At 69.0% G+C, this 20,189-nt stretch carries 19 protein-coding genes and 2 pseudogenes; 20 read left to right on the top strand and 1 reads right to left on the bottom strand.

Annotated elements, in window-relative coordinates; all coding sequences use genetic code 11:
- The first annotated feature begins 162 nt into the window (after positions 1-162).
- The 12 genes and pseudogenes from FU658_RS01950 (at position 163) to FU658_RS01895 (ending at position 10,811) form a co-directional block, all read left to right on the top strand.
- Positions 163-1,143 carry a beta-ketoacyl-ACP synthase III gene (locus FU658_RS01950; RefSeq protein ID WP_147890554.1) on the top strand — a complete coding sequence of 327 codons (981 nt, stop codon included), beginning with the start codon at positions 163-165 and terminating at the stop codon, positions 1,141-1,143.
- Between the two features lie 39 nt (positions 1,144-1,182).
- Positions 1,183-1,926, top strand: coding sequence for a BUD32 family EKC/KEOPS complex subunit (locus FU658_RS01945; RefSeq protein WP_147890553.1), 744 nt, complete (start codon positions 1,183-1,185; stop codon positions 1,924-1,926).
- 126 nt (positions 1,927-2,052) lie between these two features.
- Positions 2,053-2,993 (top strand): annotated as a pseudogene (fabD, locus tag FU658_RS01940) (ACP S-malonyltransferase).
- A 43-nt stretch (positions 2,994-3,036) separates the two neighbouring features.
- Positions 3,037-3,780 carry a 3-oxoacyl-ACP reductase FabG gene (gene fabG, locus FU658_RS01935; protein WP_147890552.1) on the top strand — a complete coding sequence of 248 codons (744 nt, stop codon included), beginning with the start codon at positions 3,037-3,039 and terminating at the stop codon, positions 3,778-3,780.
- 149 nt (positions 3,781-3,929) lie between these two features.
- Positions 3,930-4,169 carry an acyl carrier protein gene (acpP, locus tag FU658_RS01930; RefSeq protein WP_147890551.1) on the top strand — a complete coding sequence of 80 codons (240 nt, stop codon included), beginning with the start codon at positions 3,930-3,932 and terminating at the stop codon, positions 4,167-4,169.
- Positions 4,170-4,278: 109 nt separating this feature from the next.
- Positions 4,279-5,517, top strand: a complete 1,239-nt coding sequence (gene fabF / locus FU658_RS01925; RefSeq protein ID WP_147890550.1) for a beta-ketoacyl-ACP synthase II — start codon at positions 4,279-4,281, stop codon at positions 5,515-5,517.
- Positions 5,518-5,589: 72 nt separating this feature from the next.
- Positions 5,590-6,939: an aminodeoxychorismate synthase component I gene (locus tag FU658_RS01920; RefSeq protein ID WP_147890549.1), complete on the top strand. Its 1,350-nt coding sequence runs from the start codon at positions 5,590-5,592 to the stop codon at positions 6,937-6,939.
- A gap of 32 nt (positions 6,940-6,971) precedes the next feature.
- A pseudogene (gene pabC, locus FU658_RS01915) lies at positions 6,972-7,744 on the top strand (aminodeoxychorismate lyase).
- 27 nt (positions 7,745-7,771) lie between these two features.
- The gene (mltG, locus tag FU658_RS01910) at positions 7,772-8,824 is read left to right on the top strand and encodes an endolytic transglycosylase MltG (RefSeq protein ID WP_255505345.1); all 1,053 of its coding nucleotides are present in this window, start codon (positions 7,772-7,774) and stop codon (positions 8,822-8,824) included.
- Positions 8,817-9,473, top strand: coding sequence for a dTMP kinase (gene tmk, locus FU658_RS01905; protein ID WP_147890547.1), 657 nt, complete (start codon positions 8,817-8,819; stop codon positions 9,471-9,473). The genes mltG and tmk overlap by 8 nt, the downstream gene beginning before the upstream one ends.
- Positions 9,470-10,438, top strand: coding sequence for a DNA polymerase III subunit delta' (gene holB / locus FU658_RS01900; RefSeq protein ID WP_147890546.1), 969 nt, complete (start codon positions 9,470-9,472; stop codon positions 10,436-10,438). The genes tmk and holB overlap by 4 nt, the downstream gene beginning before the upstream one ends.
- A 16-nt stretch (positions 10,439-10,454) precedes the next feature.
- A complete protein-coding gene (locus FU658_RS01895; RefSeq protein WP_147890545.1) occupies positions 10,455-10,811 on the top strand; it encodes a PilZ domain-containing protein in 357 nt (118 codons plus the stop codon).
- A 75-nt stretch (positions 10,812-10,886) separates the two neighbouring features.
- Here the strand turns inward: FU658_RS01895 and FU658_RS01890 are convergent, their stop codons facing one another.
- Entirely contained in the window at positions 10,887-12,950 is a 2,064-nt protein-coding gene (locus tag FU658_RS01890) for a 3-hydroxyacyl-CoA dehydrogenase NAD-binding domain-containing protein (protein WP_187265861.1), read from the bottom strand.
- 160 nt (positions 12,951-13,110) lie between these two features.
- On the opposite strand from FU658_RS01890, the gene rpoE reads away from it, so the two are divergent.
- The 8 genes from rpoE to rnc all read left to right on the top strand — a co-directional run bounded on the left by rpoE (position 13,111) and on the right by rnc (position 20,188).
- Positions 13,111-13,704: an RNA polymerase sigma factor RpoE gene (gene rpoE, locus FU658_RS01885; RefSeq protein WP_147890543.1), complete on the top strand. Its 594-nt coding sequence runs from the start codon at positions 13,111-13,113 to the stop codon at positions 13,702-13,704.
- Positions 13,701-14,408 (top strand): sigma-E factor negative regulatory protein, encoded by a 708-nt coding sequence (locus FU658_RS01880; protein ID WP_147890542.1) that lies wholly within the window; start codon positions 13,701-13,703, stop codon positions 14,406-14,408. Before rpoE ends, FU658_RS01880 begins: the two co-directional genes overlap by 4 nt.
- A gap of 27 nt (positions 14,409-14,435) precedes the next feature.
- Positions 14,436-14,906, top strand: a complete 471-nt coding sequence (locus FU658_RS01875; protein WP_147890541.1) for a SoxR reducing system RseC family protein — start codon at positions 14,436-14,438, stop codon at positions 14,904-14,906.
- Positions 14,907-14,914: 8 nt separating this feature from the next.
- Positions 14,915-16,321: a DegQ family serine endoprotease gene (locus FU658_RS01870; protein WP_147890540.1), complete on the top strand. Its 1,407-nt coding sequence runs from the start codon at positions 14,915-14,917 to the stop codon at positions 16,319-16,321.
- Positions 16,322-16,444: 123 nt separating this feature from the next.
- Positions 16,445-18,238 (top strand): translation elongation factor 4, encoded by a 1,794-nt coding sequence (gene lepA / locus FU658_RS01865; RefSeq protein ID WP_147890539.1) that lies wholly within the window; start codon positions 16,445-16,447, stop codon positions 18,236-18,238.
- A 30-nt stretch (positions 18,239-18,268) separates the two neighbouring features.
- Positions 18,269-19,042 (top strand): signal peptidase I, encoded by a 774-nt coding sequence (gene lepB / locus FU658_RS01860; RefSeq protein ID WP_147890538.1) that lies wholly within the window; start codon positions 18,269-18,271, stop codon positions 19,040-19,042.
- Between the two features lie 44 nt (positions 19,043-19,086).
- Positions 19,087-19,497, top strand: coding sequence for a DUF4845 domain-containing protein (locus tag FU658_RS01855; protein ID WP_147890537.1), 411 nt, complete (start codon positions 19,087-19,089; stop codon positions 19,495-19,497).
- The gene (rnc, locus tag FU658_RS01850; protein WP_147890536.1) at positions 19,484-20,188 is read left to right on the top strand and encodes a ribonuclease III; all 705 of its coding nucleotides are present in this window, start codon (positions 19,484-19,486) and stop codon (positions 20,186-20,188) included. Before FU658_RS01855 ends, rnc begins: the two co-directional genes overlap by 14 nt.
- Position 20,189: the final 1 nt, after the last annotated feature.

Genomic DNA, 20,189 nt, shown 5'->3' with positions numbered 1-20,189 from the left:
CCTGCACTGCGGGGCGTCCAGCGGCGGGCCCTTGGCCCGCCGCGTTCGTTTCGGGGCTGGGTCTGCGCGCGCGTACGTGCGACAGTTCCGGCCCCGGGGTCCGCCAGCGGGCGTCGCCACCACCAGACGTCGTGAATCCACGCGGCGCCGCAGGAGAGAAGCATGAGTGCACAGGTCTTCGCACGTATCGCCGGAACCGGCAGCTACCTTCCAGAGAAGGTCCTGACCAACGATGACCTGGCGCAGTTCGTCGAGACCAGTGACGAGTGGATCCGCGACCGCACCGGCATCCGCCAGCGCCATATCGCGGCCGACGGCGAAACCACCTGCGACCTGGCCGAGCAGGCCTCGCGCCGCGCGCTCGAGGCCGCCGGCGTCGATGCCTCCGAGCTCGACCTGATCATCGTCGGCACCACGACCCCGGACATCATTTTCCCCTCGACCGCCTGCCTGCTCCAGCATCGCCTGGGTGCGAACGGCTGCGCCGCATTCGACGTAAACGCCGCCTGCTCGGGCTTCATCTACGCGCTGGCCGTTGGTGAGAAATTCATCCGCTCCGGCACCGCGAAGAAGGTTCTGGTTGTCGGCGCGGAGACCCTCTCGCGCATGCTCGACTGGAGCGACCGCAGCACCTGCGTGCTGTTCGGCGACGGCGCCGGTGCGGTGGTGCTGACGGCGGATGCCGAGACCGGGATCCTGTCGACCCACCTGCACGCCGATGGCGGCAAGAAGGAAATGCTCTACAACCCCGTCGGCGTCTCGGTGGGCTTCAAGCCCGAAGAGAAGAACGCGGGCGTGCGCGTGCTGATGGCCGGGAACGACGTATTCAAGTACGCGGTGAAGGCGCTCGACTCGGTGGTCGACGAGACCCTCGACGCCAACGGCCTGCAGCGCGGTGACATCGACTGGCTGATCCCGCACCAGGCCAACCTGCGCATCATCCAGGCCACCGCGAAGCGGTTGGCGCTGTCGATGGATCGCGTCATCGTGACCGTCGACCGGCACGGCAACACCTCGGCCGGATCGGTTCCGCTGGCGCTGGACGAGGCGGTGCGTTCGGGCCGCGTGCAACGCGGCCAGCTGCTGCTTCTCGAGGCGTTCGGCGGTGGCTTCACCTGGGGCTCTGCGCTGCTACGCTACTGAGCAGTCGGGCTGTGCTCCAGCTCGCGCGGGAGGCATGCGATGGTCGAACAGCAGACGGTCGAACGTATCGATGTCGACGGCCAACCGGCGTGGGCCAAGCGCTACGGCAACGAGCTCCGGCGGTTCAGGCTGGCGCTGCTCGATGCGGCCGTGCGCCTGCTCGGCGTGCCTGCCCTGCGGCCGCCGCCGAGGCACGCCGGCGACGATGCGCGTGCAACCGAGCAGCGCAGGATCCTGCAACTGGCGGGTGCCGATGTCGTCGTGCCGGGAGTCTTGCATAGCGGCGAGGCCACCCTGGTGTTGGCCGACATCGGCAGGACGCTTGCCGCGCACCTGCGCGAGGTCGATGCAGCCGGGGCCGAGCGCCTGTTCGCCGACGCGGCCGAGGCGATCGCCTGCGTGCACGCGGCAGGCCAATACCTGGGGCAGCCGCTGCCACGCAACATAACGATCGATGCGATCGGGCGAATCGGCTTCCTCGATTTCGAGGAGGACCCCGGCGAGGTCATGGACCTCAGGCACGCGCAGGCGCGCGACTGGCTGGTGTTCACCTCGGGCGTGGCGAAGTACCTGCCGTTGGACGAGCAGCGCATGGGCAAAATCATTGCCGACGCGATGGCGAGCGTGCCGGCGGTGACGCGCGATGAAGTCGCGCGATCGGTGGCGAGGCTCGGTTTCCTGGAGACGCTCACGCGCCCCCTGGGCCGCCGCGCTGCCAGCCTGGGCAAGGCGGTCGCCGCGCTTCGGGCCGCGCTTCGGACTGCGCTCACCCCGCGGGCCTGAACGCCGCGCTGGAGCGCTTCGCTGGAGGGCCCCGGGATGATGTCGCCACCCTACGCCCGAGTACAGACGCAGGCGCACCAGCCTCGCGTATCATGGCGGGCTTCGTCCTGAGTGATGCCATCGCCGATGTCCGACACGCTCGCATTCGTATTCCCGGGCCAGGGTTCCCAGTCTGTGGGCATGCTGGCCGATCTTGCCGAGCGTGACGCACTGGTGCGCGAGACATTCGAGGAGGCCTCGCAGGGTGCGGGCGCGGATCTGTGGCTCATCGCGCAGGAAAACCCCGACGACCAGCTCAACCAGACCGAGTTCACCCAGCCTGCGCTGCTGGCGGCCGACATCGCGGTGTGGCGCTTGTGGCTCAAGGCGGGTGGGGAAAATCCCGGCCGCCTCGCCGGGCACAGCCTGGGCGAGTACGCGGCGCTGGTGGCGGCGGAGGCGATCTCGCTGCACGACGCCGCCCTGCTGGTGCGCGAACGGGGTCGCCTGATGCAGGCTGCGGTTCCCGCCGGTACCGGGGCGATGGCCGCGGTCATCGGAGCCGAGGACGAGCAGGTGGCGACGATCTGCCGCCAGGCCTCGGGCGAGGAGGTCGTGGTTCCAGCGAACTTCAATTCCCCGGGGCAGGTGGTCATTGGTGGCCATGCCCCGGCGGTGGACAGGGCGCTGGAGCTGCTGGCCGCGCAGGGCGTGCGAAAGACGGTCAAGCTGGCCGTGAGCGTGCCCTCGCACACTCCGCTGATGCGCGAGGCGGCCAACCGCCTGGGTGAAGTCATGGGTCGCTGCAGTGGAATGCGCCGAAGATCGAGGTGGTGCAGAACGTCGACGCCGAGGTGCACGGATCGATCGAGTCGATCCGCGACGCCTTGCAGCGGCAGCTGTTCCTGCCCGTGCGCTGGACCGGGTGCGTGCAGGCCCTGGCGGGCCAGGGCGTGACGCGCCTGGGCGAGTGTGGCCCCGGCAAGGTGCTGGCCGGCCTGGCGCGCCGCATCGACAAGTCGCTCGAGGCGCGTGCGCTGGGCAGCGTGGGCGACTTCGATGCCGCGCTCGAGGCGTGGCGCGCCTGATCAAGCGACCAAATCCTTTTCTGGCAGGACACGAGGAATCGACATGAGTCTTCCGCTTTCAGGCGAAATCGCGCTGGTGACCGGCGCCAGCCGCGGCATCGGCTCCGCCATCGCCGACCGCCTCGCTGCGTTGGGCGCCACCGTCATCGGCACCGCCACCTCGGAGTCCGGTGCCGCTGCGATCGGGGGGCGCCTCTCGGCCCTGGGCGGGCACGGGCGCGTGCTCGACGTCGCCGATCCGGCCTCGGTCGACGCGCTGCTCGACGAGGTGGCCAAGGCCTTCGGCCCGGTCTCGATCCTGGTCAACAACGCCGGCATCACCCGCGACCAGCTGCTGATGCGGATGAAGGACGAGGACTGGGATGCGGTGATCAACACCAACCTCAGCTCGATCTTCCGCACCTCCAAGGCGGTCATGCGCGGCATGATGAAGGCGCGCCGTGGCCGCATCATCAACATCGCCTCGGTCATCGGCCTGACCGGCAATGCCGGCCAGGCGAACTACGCCGCGGCAAAGGCAGGCATCATCGGCTTCTCCAAGTCGATGGCACGCGAGGTGGGCAGCCGTGGCATCACCGTCAATGTCGTGGCACCCGGCTTCATCGAGACCGACATGACGCGCGACCTTCCGGAGGCGCAGAAGGAGGCGATGCTGGGCCAGATCGCGCTGGGCCGCCTGGGTTCGCCCGAGGACATCGCCGAGGCGGTCGCGTTCCTGGCCGGTCCCGCGGGCGCCTACATCACTGGCGAGACGCTTCACGTCAACGGCGGCATGTACATGTCCTGAAGCGACGCCCCCGGGCGTTGCGCGTTATCCTTTCACCCATGTCCGGGACCGGCGGCAAGGCGCGCGACGGTTTCGGTCGCCGTCCTGACACAGGGCGGCGAAACTCCACTACAATGCGCCCGCAGATACCTACGGGAGGTTTGAACCCCATGAGCAGCATCGAAGAACGCGTCAAGAAGATCGTCGTCGAACAACTCGGCGTGAAGGAAGAAGAAGTCACGGCCAACGCCTCGTTCGTTGACGACCTGGGCGCGGACTCGCTGGACACCGTCGAGCTGGTCATGGCGCTCGAGGAAGAATTCGAGTGCGAGATCCCTGACGAAGAGGCCGAGAAGATCACCAGCGTCCAGCAGGCGATCGACTACATCAACGCCCACGTCAAGGGCTGAAACCTTCGCGGTTTCGCAACGCCGGGGCCGCCATGCGCGGCCCCGTGCGTTTGTACCGCTGATTGCCGGGCCGCGTTGCACGCGAGCCCCGACCCATGAGGACTGAGTGATGAGCAAGCGTCGCGTCGTCGTAACGGGCATGGGGATCATCTCCCCGGTTGGAAACGACATGGCCACCGCCTGGGACAGCATCGCCAATGGCCGTTCGGGCATCGGCCCGATCACCCATTTCGATGCCTCCGCCTTCACCACGCAGATCGCTGGCGAGGTCCGCGACTTCGATGCCTCGCAGTGGATGCCGGCCAAGGACGCCAAGAAGATGGACCCGTTCATCCATTACGGGGTGGCTGCGGCGTTCCAGGCGATGGACGATGCCGGGCTCGAGGTGACCGAGTCCAACGCCGAACGCATCGGCGTCATGATCGGCTCGGGTATCGGCGGCATCCTCGGCATCGAGCAGCAGACGCAGAAATACCTCGAAGGCGGACCGCGCAAGATCTCCCCGTTCTACGTGCCCAGCACGATCATCAACATGCTGCCGGGTCAGGTCAGCATCCTGAAGGGCCTGAAGGGCCCGAACTTCTCGGCGGTCTCCGCCTGCGCGACGGCCAACCATTCCATCGGCATGGCGATGCGCATGATCCAGTACGGCGATGCCGACGTGATGGTCGCCGGTGGCGCCGAACGGGGTGCCTCGCCGACGTCGGTGGGCGGCTTCTGTTCGATGAAGGCGATGTCGACCCGCAACGACGACCCCACTGCGGCCAGCCGGCCCTGGGACGAGGCCCGCGACGGCTTCGTGCTGGGTGACGGCGCCGGCGTGCTGGTGCTGGAGGAGTACGAGTCGGCCAAGGCCCGTGGCGCACGCATCTACTGCGAGCTGGCCGGCTTCGGCGCCAGTTCCGATGCGTGGCACATGACCGCGCCCAGCGAATCCGGCGAGGGTCCGGCGCGCTGCATGGCGATGGCGATGCGCGATGCCGGGATCAATCCCGAGCAGGTGGACTACCTCAATGCGCACGGCACCTCGACGCCCCTGGGCGACCTGGCCGAGACACTGGCCATGAAGATCGCGCTGGGTGAGCACGCGCACAGGATCATGGTCAGCTCGACCAAGTCGATGACCGGCCACCTCCTGGGTGCCGCCGGTGGCGTCGAGGCGATCTTCTCGGTCAAGGCGCTCGAAACCGGCGTCATCCCGCCGACCATCAATCTCGACAAGCCCAGCGAAGGCTGCGACCTCGACTACGTGCCCAACGTGGCCCGCGAGAAGCGCATCGATGTGTCGATGTCCAATGGCTTCGGCTTCGGTGGCACCAACGGCACCCTGGTGTTCCGCCGTCTCTGAGGCGGAACCCTCCGGGCGCGTCCGGGCCACCGCCCGGACCTGCCCCGGGGCGGCCGGCCCGGGAGTCCTCCGATGATCACCCGCCCGCTGCCCGCCGACACCGACCTGCTGGACCTGCACCGGCTGGACCCAAAGCGCTACCCGATGCTGCTGGAAAGCGCGGTCGGCGGCAGTCCGCGTGCGCGCTGGGACATGCTGCTGGCCAGCGACGGCACCGGCGTCATCCAGCAGCCCGGGCAGCAGGCCAGGCGCCTGGACGGCGACGTCCTCGGGCCGGGCTTCCTGGCGGCCCTCGATGGCGAATTCAGGCGTCTCCAGCGCCCGCGCGAGCACGAAAGCCTGCCGTTCCGGGGAGGCTGGGGCCTTTTCCTCGCCTACGAGCTGGCCGCACAGGTCGAGCCCCGTTTGCGCCTGCCGGCTCCCCCGGCGCCGCTGCCGGTGGCGCTGGCGCTGCGCAGCCCGGCCGCGGTCCTGCACGACCGCTTCAGCGGCGAGGTGCTCGCGGTTGCCGAGGACGACCAGTCGGCGTGGCTGGAACGCATCGCCACCGACGCACGCCGGGCCAGGGAACTGCCCGCCATGGATCCCTGGCAGCCACCCGAGACGGTCGAGGAAGATGCGCCGGAGCGTTATCTGGAAGGTGTCTCGAGGATCCTCGACTACCTGGAGGCCGGTGACGTTTTCCAGGTGAACCTCTCGCGGGCCTGGCGTGCGCGGTTCCGGCATCCGCCGCAGCCGGCCGACCTCTACCGGCGGCTGCGCGAAGCCAACCCCGCACCGTTCGCTGGGCTGCTGGTCCATGACGACTGGGCATTGGCGAGTTCCTCGCCAGAGCGCCTTGTGGCGATCCACGGCGACCTGGTGCAGACGCGGCCGATCGCCGGAACGCGCCCGCGGCTGGCGGGAGACGACGCGGGCGAGCGTATCCAGGAGCTCGTGGGGCATCCCAAGGAACGCGCCGAGCACGTGATGCTGATCGATCTGGAACGCAACGACCTCGGACGCATCTGTGCTCCGGGCAGCGTGGAGGTCGACGAGCTGATGGCGGTGGAGAGCTACACCCACGTCCACCACATCGTCTCCAACGTGCGTGGCCGGCTGCGCCCCGGCATCTCGCCAGGGCAGGTGGTCGCCGCGGTGTTCCCCGGCGGCACGATCACCGGTTGTCCCAAGGTGCGCTGCATGGAGATCGTCGCCGAGCTCGAAGGCGTCGGCCGGGGGGCCTATACCGGGGCGATGGGCTACCTCAACCGCGATGGCGACATGGACCTGAACATCCTCATCCGCACCGCGTCCCTGGCGGGCACGGCACTCGAGTTGCGCGCCGGGGCCGGCATTGTGGTCGACTCCGATCCGCAGCGCGAACTCGAGGAGAGCCGTGCCAAGGCCCGTGGGCTTCTGCGCGCGCTGGGGGTGGAGTGAGCCGGGTCCGGCTGTTTCGCGGCGAACAGGCCATGCCCGCGCTGGCGGCGGACGAACGCGGCCTGGCCTATGGCGACGGGCTGTTTGAAACCATGCGCATCGACCGGGGTGGGGTGCCGTGGTGGCCGCGGCACCGCGCCCGGCTGTCCGACGGCGCGCGCCGGCTTGGCATCGTTGCACCGCGTGAGGCGTGGCTCGATGCGCGCATCGCCGAGCTGGCGGCCGATGTCGACCAGGGGGTGCTCAAACTGGTGCTGACCCGGGGGGCGGGTGGGCGGGGGTACCTCCCGCCGGACGGCTGGCGCCGACCGTGTTGCTGTCCGTGCACGCGCTGCCCGAGTACGCCCGGCAGGGCCTGGACGTGGCCTGGAGCACGATCCGCCTGGCGGTCCAGCCTGCGCTGGCCGGAATCAAGCACCTCAACCGGCTCGAACAGGTCCTGGCACGCCGTGAAGCGGCCGCCGCGGGTGCCGACGAGGCGCTGATGCTGGACATGGACGGGCAGGTCGTCTGCGCCACGGCGGCCAACGTGGTGGTGCTGCGCGATGGCTGCTGGCTGACGCCACCGGTGTCCGGAAGCGGTGTGGCAGGCATCTGCCGTGGCTGGCTGATCGAGCAGGGACTTGCCAGCGAGACTGACGTGCTCCCCGAACAGGTCGAGGCTGCCGAGGCGGTTATCCTGTGCAATGCCGTGCGGGGTATCCTGCCGGTCGCACGGTTGGGTGGTCGCGAGCTTCCGCGACCACCAGCCATTGATTCGATCCTCGGCGAGCTGCATGCGGCCATGCCGGCCTTTGCACGCTGACCGGGAGCACACGATGGACGGATTCGGGTGAGAGCACAGTCGGGATGGATCGTCCGCACGCTGGCGCTGGTATTGCTGGTGGCGGTGGTGGTGGCGGCCGGTGTGGGCGCCGCGCTGTGGCAGCAGTACCAGCGCTTCGCCGATGCGCCGCTGGTCATCCAGGAGGACCGGGTGGTGGTGCCGGTCGAGCGCGGGGACTCCTTCCGCAGGGTGCTCACGCGGCTGCGCGCCGCCGGCATCAGCCAGGCGCCCGATGTCTATTGGCAGGCGCTGGCCTGGCAGATGGACGTGATGCGGCGCATCCACGTGGGTGAGTATGCGATCGAGCCTGGCACGACACCGCGCCAGTTGCTCGCCAAGATGGGATCCGGACGCGTGATCCAGTACCGCTTCACGATCGTGGAGGGCTGGAACTTCCGCGAGCTGCGCCAGGCGCTGGATCGCAGCGAATCGCTCCAGCCCACGATCACCGACATGGACGATGCACAGGTGATGGCCGCCCTCGGTCGCGAGGGGGTCCACCCCGAAGGCCGCTTCCTCCCCGAAACCTACAACTTCACCCGAGGCACGACCGACCTGGAGGTGCTGGCGCGGGCGATGCGGGCGATGGACCGGGTGCTGGAGGAGGTCTGGGAGGCTCGTGCCGAAGCGCTGGCGGTGGATTCCGCCGAGGAGGCGCTGATCCTGGCCTCGCTGATCGAGAAGGAGACCGGCCAGGCGGGCGAGCGCCGCGAGATCGCCGGAGTCTTCACCCGGCGCCTGAACATCGGCATGCGCCTGCAGACCGACCCCAGCGTGATCTACGGCATGGGCGAGCTCTACCAGGGGCGCATCGGCCGTGCCGGACTCGACACCGACACGCCCTACAACACCTATACGCGCGGCGGCCTGCCGCCGACGCCGATCGCGATGCCTGGCCGCGCGGCGCTGGAAGCGGCAGTCGATCCCGCCGACGGCGACACGATGTACTTCGTCAGTCGCGGTGATGGCAGCCACCATTTCTCGCGCACGCTGGCCGAGCACAACCGTGCCGTGGCGCGATACATCCTGGGTCGCGGCCGGAGCAGCACCGATGAGTGACCCGCAGGCCGACGCGTCGCGGGGCTTCCTGATCAGCCTCGAGGGCGGCGAGGGTGCGGGCAAGTCCACGGTGCTGGCCGCGATCACCGCCCGGCTGGAGGGTGTCGGACGCGAACTCGTGGTGACGCGGGAGCCCGGCGGCACACCTGCCGGCGAGCGGATCCGCGAGCTGTTGCTGGACCCGGCGCAGGTGTTGTTCGCCGAAACGGAGCTGCTGCTGATGTTCGCCTCGCGCGCGCAGCTGGTGCGCGAGACGGTGCTGCCGGCGCTGGAGCGTGGGGCGATCGTGGTCAGCGACCGGTTCACCGACGCCAGCTTCGCCTACCAGGGCGGCGGCCGCGGCCTGGATGCCGGCCACATCGCCGAGCTCGAGCGCTGGGCGGCCCTGGTGCGCCCGGACCTGACCTTCCTGCTCGATGTGGACGTGGCCGAAGGCCTGGCGCGCGCACGCGCGCGGGGCGAGGGCGCGGACCGGATCGAGTCCGAGCGCGATGCATTCTTCGAGCGTGTCCGCGGGGCCTACCGGCGGCGCGCGCAGGCCGAGCCGGAACGCTTCCGGGTCATCGATGCCTCGCAGCCGCCCGACCGGGTGCGTGCGGACGTCCTCGAGGCGCTGGAAGCCCGACTCGCCGGGAGCGGCCTGGCATGAGTGGGGGGCTTGCACCATGGCAGGAGACGGTGCTGGAGCGCCTGGTGGCCGCACATGAGGCGGGCAGGCTGGGCCACGCGCTGCTGCTGACCGGCGCCCAGGGCCTGGGCAAGCACGCCGTGGCACAGGCGTTGGCGGCAAGGCTGCTGTGCGCCACGCCAGAATCGGGCCGCGCCTGCGGCCGGTGCCGCCACTGCGTCCTGCTGGCCGCCGGGACCCATCCCGACTTCCAGCACGTCACGTTCGAGATCAACGAGAAGAGCGGAAAACTGCGTACCGAGGTCATCATCGACCAGATGCGCCGCCTGGGGGAGTGGTTTGCGCTGACGCCCCAGCTGGGTGGCGCGCAGGTCGCACTGATCGATCCGGCCGATGCGCTCAATCGCAGCGCCGCGAACTCCTTGCTCAAGACGCTCGAGGAGCCCTCCGGCAACCGTTTCCTGCTGCTCGTCAGCCATCGGTCGCACCAGTTGCCGGCCACGATCCGCAGCCGCTGCCACCGCTTCGAACTGCGCATGCCGACCCGCGAGCAGGGGCTGGCCTGGCTGCAGGCACAGGGCGTGGCCGGTGCGGCCGACGCCCTGGATGCGGCGCGGGGCAATCCGGGGCTGGCCGCGCAGTGGGCCGCCTCGGGAACCCTGGAACTGCGACGCGAGGTGATGTCGGAGCTGGCCGCGGTCGCCGGAGGCCGGGTGGCGCCGCTGGATCTCGGCAAGGCCTGGGCTGCGGACGACGCGCTGGACCTGCGGCTGCAGCTGGCGGCCGAGCACGCGCAGCGACTGTGTGCCTCGATGCAGGGGCTGGCCGAGCCGGATCGCTTGACCGCCACGGCGGATTTCCAGAAGCTGTCGACATGGTTCGATGCGGCCAACCGGTCGCGGCGCCTGCTGGGCACGACGGTCCGACTGGACCTGGCCGTGGCCGGCCTCCTGCGCGACTGGCGTTCGGCCTGCGTGGGGCAATGACCTACCGGAGCAGCACATGAGCGGAGCAGCTGGGGCACGACAGGGCATCCTGTCACTGGCGATCAAGGACAAGAGCGCGCTGTACAACGCGTACATGCCCTACGTGAAGGGCGGCGGCATCTTCGTGCCCACGACCAAGCGCTACATGCTGGGCGATGAAGTCTTCATCCTGCTCACGCTGATGGAGGACAAGGACCGCCTGCCGGTGGCCGGCAAGGTGATCTGGGTGACGCCCCCGGGCGCGCAGGGCAACCGGGCAGCCGGCATTGGCGTGCAGTTCGCCGACACCAACGAGGGTGAGACGGTGCGCGGGAAGATCGAGACGCTGCTCGCGGGCACCCTCACCGCGGACAAACCCACCCACACGATGTGAGGTCGGCCCTCCGCAGCGCCAGAAAAAAGCCCCGGCGTCGACCGGGGCTTTTTCGTTGCACCTCGGCTCCGGGGCTCAGGGGCCTGGGGAATCCGTCCCGGCGGCGATCAGCTCGTCCCAACCCGGTCGCGGCGCGAAGCGGTCGCCATGGCGACCGGCCAGCTGTTCCAGCCGGGCCTTGAGCTTGGCCGGACCGGCGCTGCGTGCGTAGGTGATCGGGCCGCCGCGGAACGGGGCGAACCCGGTGCCGAAGATGACGCCCGCGTCGAGCAGGTCGGCGTCTTCGACCACACCTTCGTGCCAGCACGCCACCGCCTCGTTGACGAAGGGCAGGATCAGCCGGTCCTCGAGGTCCTCCGGGGCGCGGTATTCCTTCGGCACTTCGGGCTTCTTCGCCTTGCCGTCCTCCCACACGTAGAAGCCTTCGCCGTCCTTGCGGCCGCGCTTGCCATGCTCCAGCTTGGACTCCAGTCCCTTGGGAATCGGCAGGCCGAGGAAGTCGGCGAGGATCTTGCCGACGCTGGCGGCGACGTCCAGGCCCACCGTATCGGCCAGTTCGATCGGGCCCATCGGCATGCCGAACTTCACCGCGGTCTTGTCGATGACCGGGCCGGGCACGCCCTCGGAATGACAGGTCATCGCCTCGAGCAGGTAGGGCATCAGGATGCGGTTGACCAGGAAGCCGGGGCTGCCGGCCACCGGCACCGGCAGCTTGCCGATCGCGCGGCAGAAAGCCGCCAGCCGCTTCTGCGTGGCCTCGTCCATCTTCTCGTGGCGCACGATCTCCACCAGCGGCATCATCGATACCGGGTTGAAGAAATGCAGGCCGGCGAACCGCTCCGGGGCCTTGAGGTCGGCGGCGAGTTCATCCAGAGCGATCGAGCTGGTGTTCGAGGCGAGGGTCGCGTCGGGCTTGAGCGAGGCTTCGGCCTTGGCGTACAGCGCCTGCTTGGCCTCCAGGTTCTCGAAGATCGCCTCGATCACGAGGTCGGCCTTGGCCACGCCCTCGCCGGCGACATCGGCCACCAGGCGGGCACGCGTCTCGCTGCGACGGGCATCATCCTTGACCTTCTTGGCATACAGCTTGTCGGCGCGCTGCAGGGCCGGCTCGATGTATTTCATCTCGCGGTCCTCGAGGGTCACGTCGAAGCCCTTGAGCGCGCTCCACGCAGCGATGTCGCCGCCCATGACGCCGGCGCCGACGACGTGCACGTGCTGGATCCCATGCTCCTTGCCGCCCAGCCCCTTCAGGCGCTCCTGCAGGAAGAAGACGCGCACCAGGTTCCGCGCGGTCGGCGTCTGGGCGAGCCTGGCCACCGACTTGGCCTCCGCCTTGAGCCGCGCATCGACGGTGCCGCCGCTGCGGCGCCAGGTCTCGATCAGGCTGAACGGAGCCGGGTAGTGCTCCTTGCGTGCCTTGCGCGAGACCTGCTTGACAAGGATCGGCGCCAGCACCTGTCGCGTCGGCCAGATGTTGGTGGCCCAGCCCAGCGCGCGTTGCTTGAACGGGCGGGTGGTGCCGCGCCGGCCCAGCTCGATCGCAGCGTCGAGCAACACGGCCGGCTCGACCACCTTGTCGACCAGGCCGATGCCACGCGCCGCCTTCGCGCTCAGGCCGCGGCCGGTGAGCATCATGTCCATGGCCGCCGGCGCGCCCACCAGGGGCGGGAGGCGAACACTGCCGCCCCAGCCCGGGTAGATGCCCAGCTTCACTTCCGGGAGTCCGATCCGGGTGGATTCGTCACTGGTCGCGATGCGGTAGTCGCAGGCCAGCGCCAGCTCGGTGCCGCCGCCCATGCAGTGGCCGTGGATCGCGCACACCGTCGGCACCGGCAGCTCGGCAAGCTTTTGCAGGATGCCCTGGCCGGCGCGGATCCGGTCATGGACGATGCCCTTGGCATCGAACTCCTGGAATTCCGAGATGTCGGCACCCGGCACGAAGCCCGCCTGCTTGCCGGAGATGATCACCACCCCCTTGGGCTTGCCGATCGCGATGCGCTCGACCGCCTGCTCGAGCTCCTCGAGCACGGCTGCGGACAGGGCATTGACGCGCTGGTCTGCACGATCGAGAGTCAGGACGACGAAACCATCGTCGCGCAGCCGGGGCTGCCAGTGCTGGAATTGGAGTCCATCGAACATACGGGGGTCCATCCGTCACGGTATGGGGAAAGACCGTATCATCCCGGCTGCGCGCCGGCAGGGCAACGTCCCCCGGATGGATGCCATGCCGTGAACTTTCCAGGCACCGCCCGGTCACAGTGACCAGCCCCGGTGCCGAGCCATAGGAGACCCGGCCCGGATGGCCGAAAACGAGTCCGACCAGATTCTGGTGCAACGCTTCCAGAAAGGCGACAACGCGGCGTTCGACCTGCTGGTGCTGAAGTACCAGCACCGCATCACCGCGTTGATCTCCCGCTACATCAACGACTGGAGCGAGTGCCAGGACGTGGCGCAGGACGCGTTCATCCGCGCCTTCCGGGCGCTTCCGAATTTCCGCGGAGACGCGCAGTTCTATACCTGGCTATACAAGATCGCAGTGAATACCGCCAAGAACCACCTCGTGGCACGCAACCGCCGGCCGCCCACCGACGACATCGATGCCGGTGACGCCGAACAGTACGCCTCGGGCGAGCGCCTGCGCGAAACCTCGACGCCGGAGCACGAACTGCTGCGCGACGAGATCGAACGCATGGTCGCGCGCACGGTCGATGCCTTGCCCGAAGAGCTGCGCGTGGCGATCACGCTGCGCGAGGTCGAGGGCCTGAGCTACGAGGAGATCGCCGAGCGCATGGGTTGCCCGATCGGCACGGTGCGATCGCGCATCTTCCGGGCCCGCGAGGCGATCGACACGAACATCAACCCCCTCCTCGAGAACGAGCGAGTCCGACCATGAGCAAGCCAAGCACCCACGCGATCGATCCCGAACTGGGCGAGCAGCTGTCTGCGCTGATGGACGGCGAGCTCGATGCCGAGCGCAGCCGCTTCCTGCTCCGGCGCCTGGAAGGCGACCCGGCCTTGCGCGCCGCCTGGGAGCGGTGGCAGTTGGTCTCGGGCAGCCTCAAGGGCCGTCTGGCACTTCAGGTGGATGCCGGCTTCCTGGCGCGGGTGCGCGACGGGATCGAGGCAGGCCGCCATGCCGACGAGCCGATGGCCGAGGTGGGCGAGGACGGCGCCGGACACGCACCGGCGCCAGCGCCAGCCGCGGTCTGGCTGCGCTGGGCGGCGGGCGGCGCGATCGCCGCCAGCGTCGCCGTGGTCGCGGTCATGGCGACCCAGCCCCAGGCGCCCGTGGCGGAGCCTGGACAGGGGCTGGTGGAGGCAACGCCGGCGGAACCCTATATCGTCGCGCCGTCGCCGCTCAGCGAGGCCGACCTGCGGCCCCGCCTGCGGGCGCCCGCCCAGGCGGTCTCGGTGCAGCAGCGCGGGCCCCTGCTGCAGGCGCAGGGCGGAATGCAGACGATCGATCCGCGGGTCCCGGCCTACCTGGTCATCGTGGATGGGCGCCTGCAGGGCGGTGGCCTCGGCGACTTCATGCCCTATGTCGAGGCCGCCGAAGGTCGCCAGCAGGCGGTCCCCGTCGAACTCGAGACCCACTGAGCCCGTGGTTGGTCCCGGGCGGCTTTGATGGCTGAGCGCGACGCGCGGGTCACCGGCATCGCGCAGGACAACGTCCGCCTGCGCCCGGATGCGGCGGCGTGCCGCGGCTGCCGGATCGGTTGCGGGGGACGGTGCAATGTCCTGCGCTCCGATGAGTCCGGCGAGATCACGCTGCCCTTACCCGCCGGCGCGCACCTTGAGGTTGGAGACCAGGTCCGCCTGGCGGTCGACGAACTGGCGCTGCGCCGCGCCGCCTTCGCCGGCTACGGCCTCGCACTCGCCGGCCTCGTCCTCGGTGCCGGGCTCGGTTTCGGGCTGTCCCTGCTGACCGGCCTGCCGCGCGACCCATCGACGCTGCTGGGCCTGTTGGCGGGAACTGTGTGGATGCTGCGGCGCTCAAAGCGGCACGAATTCCAGCCGCGGCTTGAGAAGCTGGAAGCAAACCCATACCCAATCGATGACACCCCCCCACCTTTGCAGAGCAAGCCCAGACCATGAAACTTTTGATGCGATCGATGCTTACCCTGGCACTGGCGCTGGTGGCCACCCAGGCCTCGGCTGTCTCCAACCTTCCCGACTTCACCGAACTGGTGGAGCGCAGCAGTCCCGCGGTGGTCAACATCGAGGCGACGCGCAGCGCGCAGACGTCCCGCCGCAGCGGCCCGTCGCAGGACGAGCTGCCGGAGTTCTTCCGTCGCTTCTTCGGTGAGCCCGGAATGCCGATGCCACCGCGCGATTCGGTCTCGGGCGGCTCCGGCTTCATCATCTCCGCCGACGGCGAGGTCCTCACCAACCACCACGTCATCGATGGCGCGGACACCGTCATCGTCCGGCTGCCGGACCGGCGCGAATACGAGGCCGAGGTGATCGGCTCGGACCCGCAATCCGACGTGGCCCTGCTGAGGATCGATGCCACCGGGTTGCCAACGCTGCCGCTGGGTGATTCGCGCACGCTGCGCGCCGGCCAGTGGGTCATCGCGATCGGCTCGCCGTTCGGCTTCCTGGAGAACACCGTGACCGCCGGCATCGTCAGCGGCACCGGCCGGCAGAGCCGGATGCAGGGCCAGAACTACGTGCCGTTCATCCAGACCGACGTGGCGATCAACCGGGGCAACTCCGGAGGCCCGCTGCTCAACGTCGACGGCGAGGTGGTCGGCATCAATTCCCAGATCTTCTCCAACTCGGGTGGCTTCATGGGCGTGAGCTTCGCGATCCCGATGGATGTCGCGATGAACGCCGCCCGCCAGTTGCGCGAGACCGGCGAAGTGCGCCGTGGCCAGCTGGGCGTGCTGGTGCAGCAGGTGACGCGCGAACTGGCCCGCGAGCTGGGCATGCAACGCTCCATCGGCGCCCTGGTCGCCAACGTCGAGCCCGACAGCGCCGCGGCCAAGGCCGGCGTGCGTCGCGGCGACGTCATCGTTGCCTTCAACGGCGTTGAGGTGAGCAGCTCGGGTGACCTCCCGCCGATGGTGGGCAACATCGCACCCGACACCGAGGTGCGGATCACCGTGCTTCGCGACGGGCGCGAGCGCGAACTCCGGGCGACGCTGGGCACCGCCGCGGGCCAGGCCTCGGCCACTCCGCCGCGCCGCGCGGGCGCCGAGGCGGCACCCGCGGAGACCGGCCCCCTGGGGCTGGCCGTGGAAGAGCTTTCCGCCGAGGACCGGGCCGGCATGGGCCTGGGGAGCGGGGAGGGCGTGCGCATCACGGCGGTGACCGGTGACAGCGCCCGACGCGCGCAGATCCGCCCAGGCGACGTGCTGCTGATGGTCGGGCAGGCCGATGTCGGCTCGGTGGCCGACGTGCGCCGCCGCACCGGCGAGTTGGAGGCCGGGGACACGGTGATGGTGCTGGTGCGCTCCGGCGACGGCCAGACCCGCTTCGTGACGCTGACCGTCGACGCCGACCGCTGACACCCTGCACGGCCACCGGGCCGCCCGAGGGGCGCCCGTGGCGGCCGGTCGGAGCCCAGCCCGCCGGGCATGTGCGATAATGCGTCGTTTGTCCCCGCGCGATTCCCAGGCCCCGACTCCCCCATGCAGCACATCCGCAATTTCTCGATCATCGCCCACGTCGACCACGGCAAGTCGACGCTGGCCGACCGCATCATCCACCTGTGCGGTGGCCTGACCGAGCGCGAGATGGCCGAGCAGGTGCTCGATTCCAACCCGATCGAGCGCGAGCGGGGCATCACGATCAAGGCGCAGTCGGTCTCGCTGCCCTACACCGCGCTGGACGGACAGACCTACCAGCTCAATTTCATCGACACGCCGGGGCACGTGGACTTCAGCTACGAAGTGAGCCGTTCACTGGCGGCCTGCGAGGGCGCCCTGCTGGTGGTCGATGCCGCCCAGGGCGTGGAAGCGCAGTCGGTGGCCAATTGCTACACGGCCGTCGAGCAGGGGCTCGAAGTGGTCCCGGTGATCAACAAGATCGACCTGCCAACGGCCGACATCGACAAGGTCAAGGCCGAGATCGAGTCGGTCATCGGCATCGACGCCGAGGACGCGATCGCGATCAGCGCCAAGACCGGCCTCAACGTCATCGACGTGCTGGAGGCGATCGTCAAGCGTATCCCGCCGCCCAAGCCGCGCGACACCGACAAGCTGCAGGCGCTGATCATCGACTCGTGGTTCGACAACTACCTTGGCGTGGTCAGCCTGGTGCGGGTGATGCAGGGCCAGATCAAGCCCGGCGACAAGGTGCTGGTCATGTCGACCGGCCGCACCCACCAGGTCGACAACGTCGGCGTGTTCACGCCCAAGCGCAAGGAGCTCAAGCAGCTCGGTGCGGGCGAGGTGGGCTGGATCAACGCCTCGATCAAGGACGTGCACGGTGCGCCGGTCGGCGACACGCTGACGCTGGCGTCGGACCCGGCCACCACCCAGCTGCCCGGCTTCCAGAAGATGCAGTCGCGGGTCTTCTCGGGCCTGTTCCCGGTGGCCGCCGACGACTACCCGGCGCTGCGCGAGGCGCTGGAGAAGCTCAAGCTCAACGATGCGGCGCTCAACTTCGAGCCGGAGAGCTCCGAAGCGATGGGCTTCGGCTTCCGCTGCGGCTTCCTCGGAATGCTGCACATGGAGATCGTGCAGGAGCGCCTGGAGCGCGAATACGACCTCGACCTGATCAGCACGGCGCCGACCGTGATCTACGAGGTGCTGCTGACCGACGGCTCGATCCTGGCGCTGGACAACCCGGCCAAGCTGCCGCCGTCGAACAAGATCGAGGAAGTGCGCGAGCCGATCATCCGCGCCAACATCCTCACCCCGCCGGACTACGTGGGCAACGTGATCACGCTGTGCGAGGAGAAGCGCGGCAGCCAGGTCGGCATCAACTACATGGGCAGCCAGGTCCAGATCAGCTACGAGCTGCCGATGGCCGAGGTGGTGCTGGACTTCTTCGACCGCCTGAAGTCCGTCAGCCGCGGCTACGCTTCGCTCGACTACCACTTCGTGCGCTTCGAGGCCGGCCCGTTCGTGCGCCTGGACGTGCTGATCAACGGCGAGCGCGTCGATGCGCTGTCGATGGTCACCCATCGCGGCCTGGCCGACCGGCGCGGCCGCGACCTGTGCGAGAAGATGCGCGAACTGATCCCGCGGCAAATGTTCGACGTCGCGATCCAGGCGGCGGTGGGTTCGCAGATCATCTCGCGCTCGACGGTCAAGGCGATGCGCAAGAACGTGCTGGCCAAGTGCTACGGCGGCGACATCAGCCGCAAGAAGAAGCTGCTGGAGAAGCAGAAGGCCGGCAAGAAGCGGATGAAGCAGGTCGGTCGCGTGGAGATCCCGCAGGAGGCCTTCCTGGCCGTGCTGCAGGTGGACAACAAGTAACGCGCGCAGGCGCACCGAGGCGGGAAGCCCATGCTGTTATTCGAAATCATCCTGGTGGTGCTGAGCCTGGTCACCGGCCTGGTGTGGCTGATGGACCGGCTGCTGTGGCGCAAGGCGCGCCAGCCCGATGCCGAGGGCCAGGTCCACGAGCCGGTGCTGGTGGAGTACTCGCGCTCGCTGTTCCCGGTCATCGTGATCGTGCTGATCCTGCGCAGCTTCATCGCCGAGCCGTTCCGCATCCCGTCGAGTTCGATGATGCCCACGGTGTTGATCGGCGACTTCATCCTGGTCAGCAAGTTCAGCTACGGCCTGCGCCTGCCGGTCACCTACACCGAGATCCTCGACACCGGACGTCCCGACCGGGGCGACGTGGTCGTGTTCCGCTACCCGCCCGATCCGCGCCAGAACTACATCAAGCGGGTGGTCGGATTGCCCGGCGACGAGGTGGTCTACCGCAACAAGGTGATCTACGTGAACGGCGAGCCGGTGCCCCAGCAGGCGGACGGTCGCTACGTGGGATCGGGCAGCGGGCGTGACATGACGGGTGCCTCGGTGCTGCTGGAGACCCTCGGGTCGACGCCGCACGAGATCCTGCAGCTGGACTTCCGCCAGCGCGACGAGCAGCGCTGGGTGGTGCCCGAGGGCGAGTATTTCGTTATGGGCGACAATCGGGATAATAGCGAGGACAGCCGGGCCTGGGGCTTCGTGCCCGAGGGCAACCTGGTCGGCCGGGCGTTCGTGGTCTGGATGAGCTGGGACAATGGCGGGGTCGAGTTCTCGCGGATCGGCACGGTCATCCGCTAAGCTGTCCGCCAGTGCGTCCCGACAGGGACCGAAAGGGGAGTGACATGGGGAAGCAGCAGGTAAACAGCTCGACCGGGATGGGGCGCGCCCGGGGCATCACCTTCCTGAGTTTCATCATCGTACTGGTCGTCGTGGGCTTCTTCGCCTACATGGCGATGCGGCTGGTGCCGGTCTACCAGGAATACTTCAGCGTGCGCCAGGCGATGAAGGCGGTGGCCGAGGAGGCCGGCCCGAACACCAGCCCCGCCCAGATCCGGCAGTCGCTGGCGCGCCGCTTCGACATCAGCTATGTCGAGAACGTCCGGCCGCAGGACATCCGTGTCATCCGCGACGCGAGGGGCACGCAGCTCAACATCCAGTACCAGCGCGTCACACCGTTCCTGTACAACATCGAGTTCCTGATCAGCTTCGACGAGACCGTCGAGCTCAGCAGCCGCCAGAGTGCCGCGAACTGATCCAATCGGGCACGGCTTCCGGGACCCCGGCCTGCTCGAGCAGGCCCTCACCCACGCCAGTGCCGGTTCGCGCAACAACGAGCGCCTGGAGTTCCTTGGCGACGGCCTGGTCAACCTGATCATCGCCGAGGCGCTGTTCCAGCGCTGGCCCCGGGCCGATGAGGGCGCGCTGACCCGGGCCCGTGCCGAGCTGGTACGCGAGCGGTCCCTGGCCCAGGTGGCGCGGCACCTCGATCTGGGGCCACGGATCATCTTCGGCCCGGGTGAACTCAAGAGCGGCGCCCACCGTCGCGATTCGATCCTGGCCGACGCCGTCGAGGCAATCATCGCCGCCATCTACCTGGACGCCGGGTTCGAGCGTTGCCGCGAGGTGGTGCTGGGCTGGTTCGAGGAGGCCATCGAAGCGCTTCCTGTGGGCAAGGTCGAGAAGGATGCCAAGACGCAGCTGCAGGAATGGCTGCAGGCCCGGCAGCGGCCGTTGCCCGTCTATACGTTGGTCGAGGCCAGCGGCGAGGACCACGAGCGTCACTTCCGCGCCTGCTGCGCACTCCAGGACGATGCGCTTTCAGGGGAAGGCGAGGGCGCTTCCCGGCGCGTGGCCGAACAGGCGGCGGCGAGCGGGGTGTTGCAGCTGCTCAAGGATGCCGACGCCAAGGCCAAATCTGAACGGGCGGGGCGTCGCGGCCGCTAGC

Source organism: Alkalisalibacterium limincola (assembly GCF_008017755.1).
GTDB lineage: Bacteria > Pseudomonadota > Gammaproteobacteria > Xanthomonadales > Xanthomonadaceae > Alkalisalibacterium > Alkalisalibacterium limincola.
This window is presented reverse-complemented; position numbering and strand designations above follow the sequence as displayed.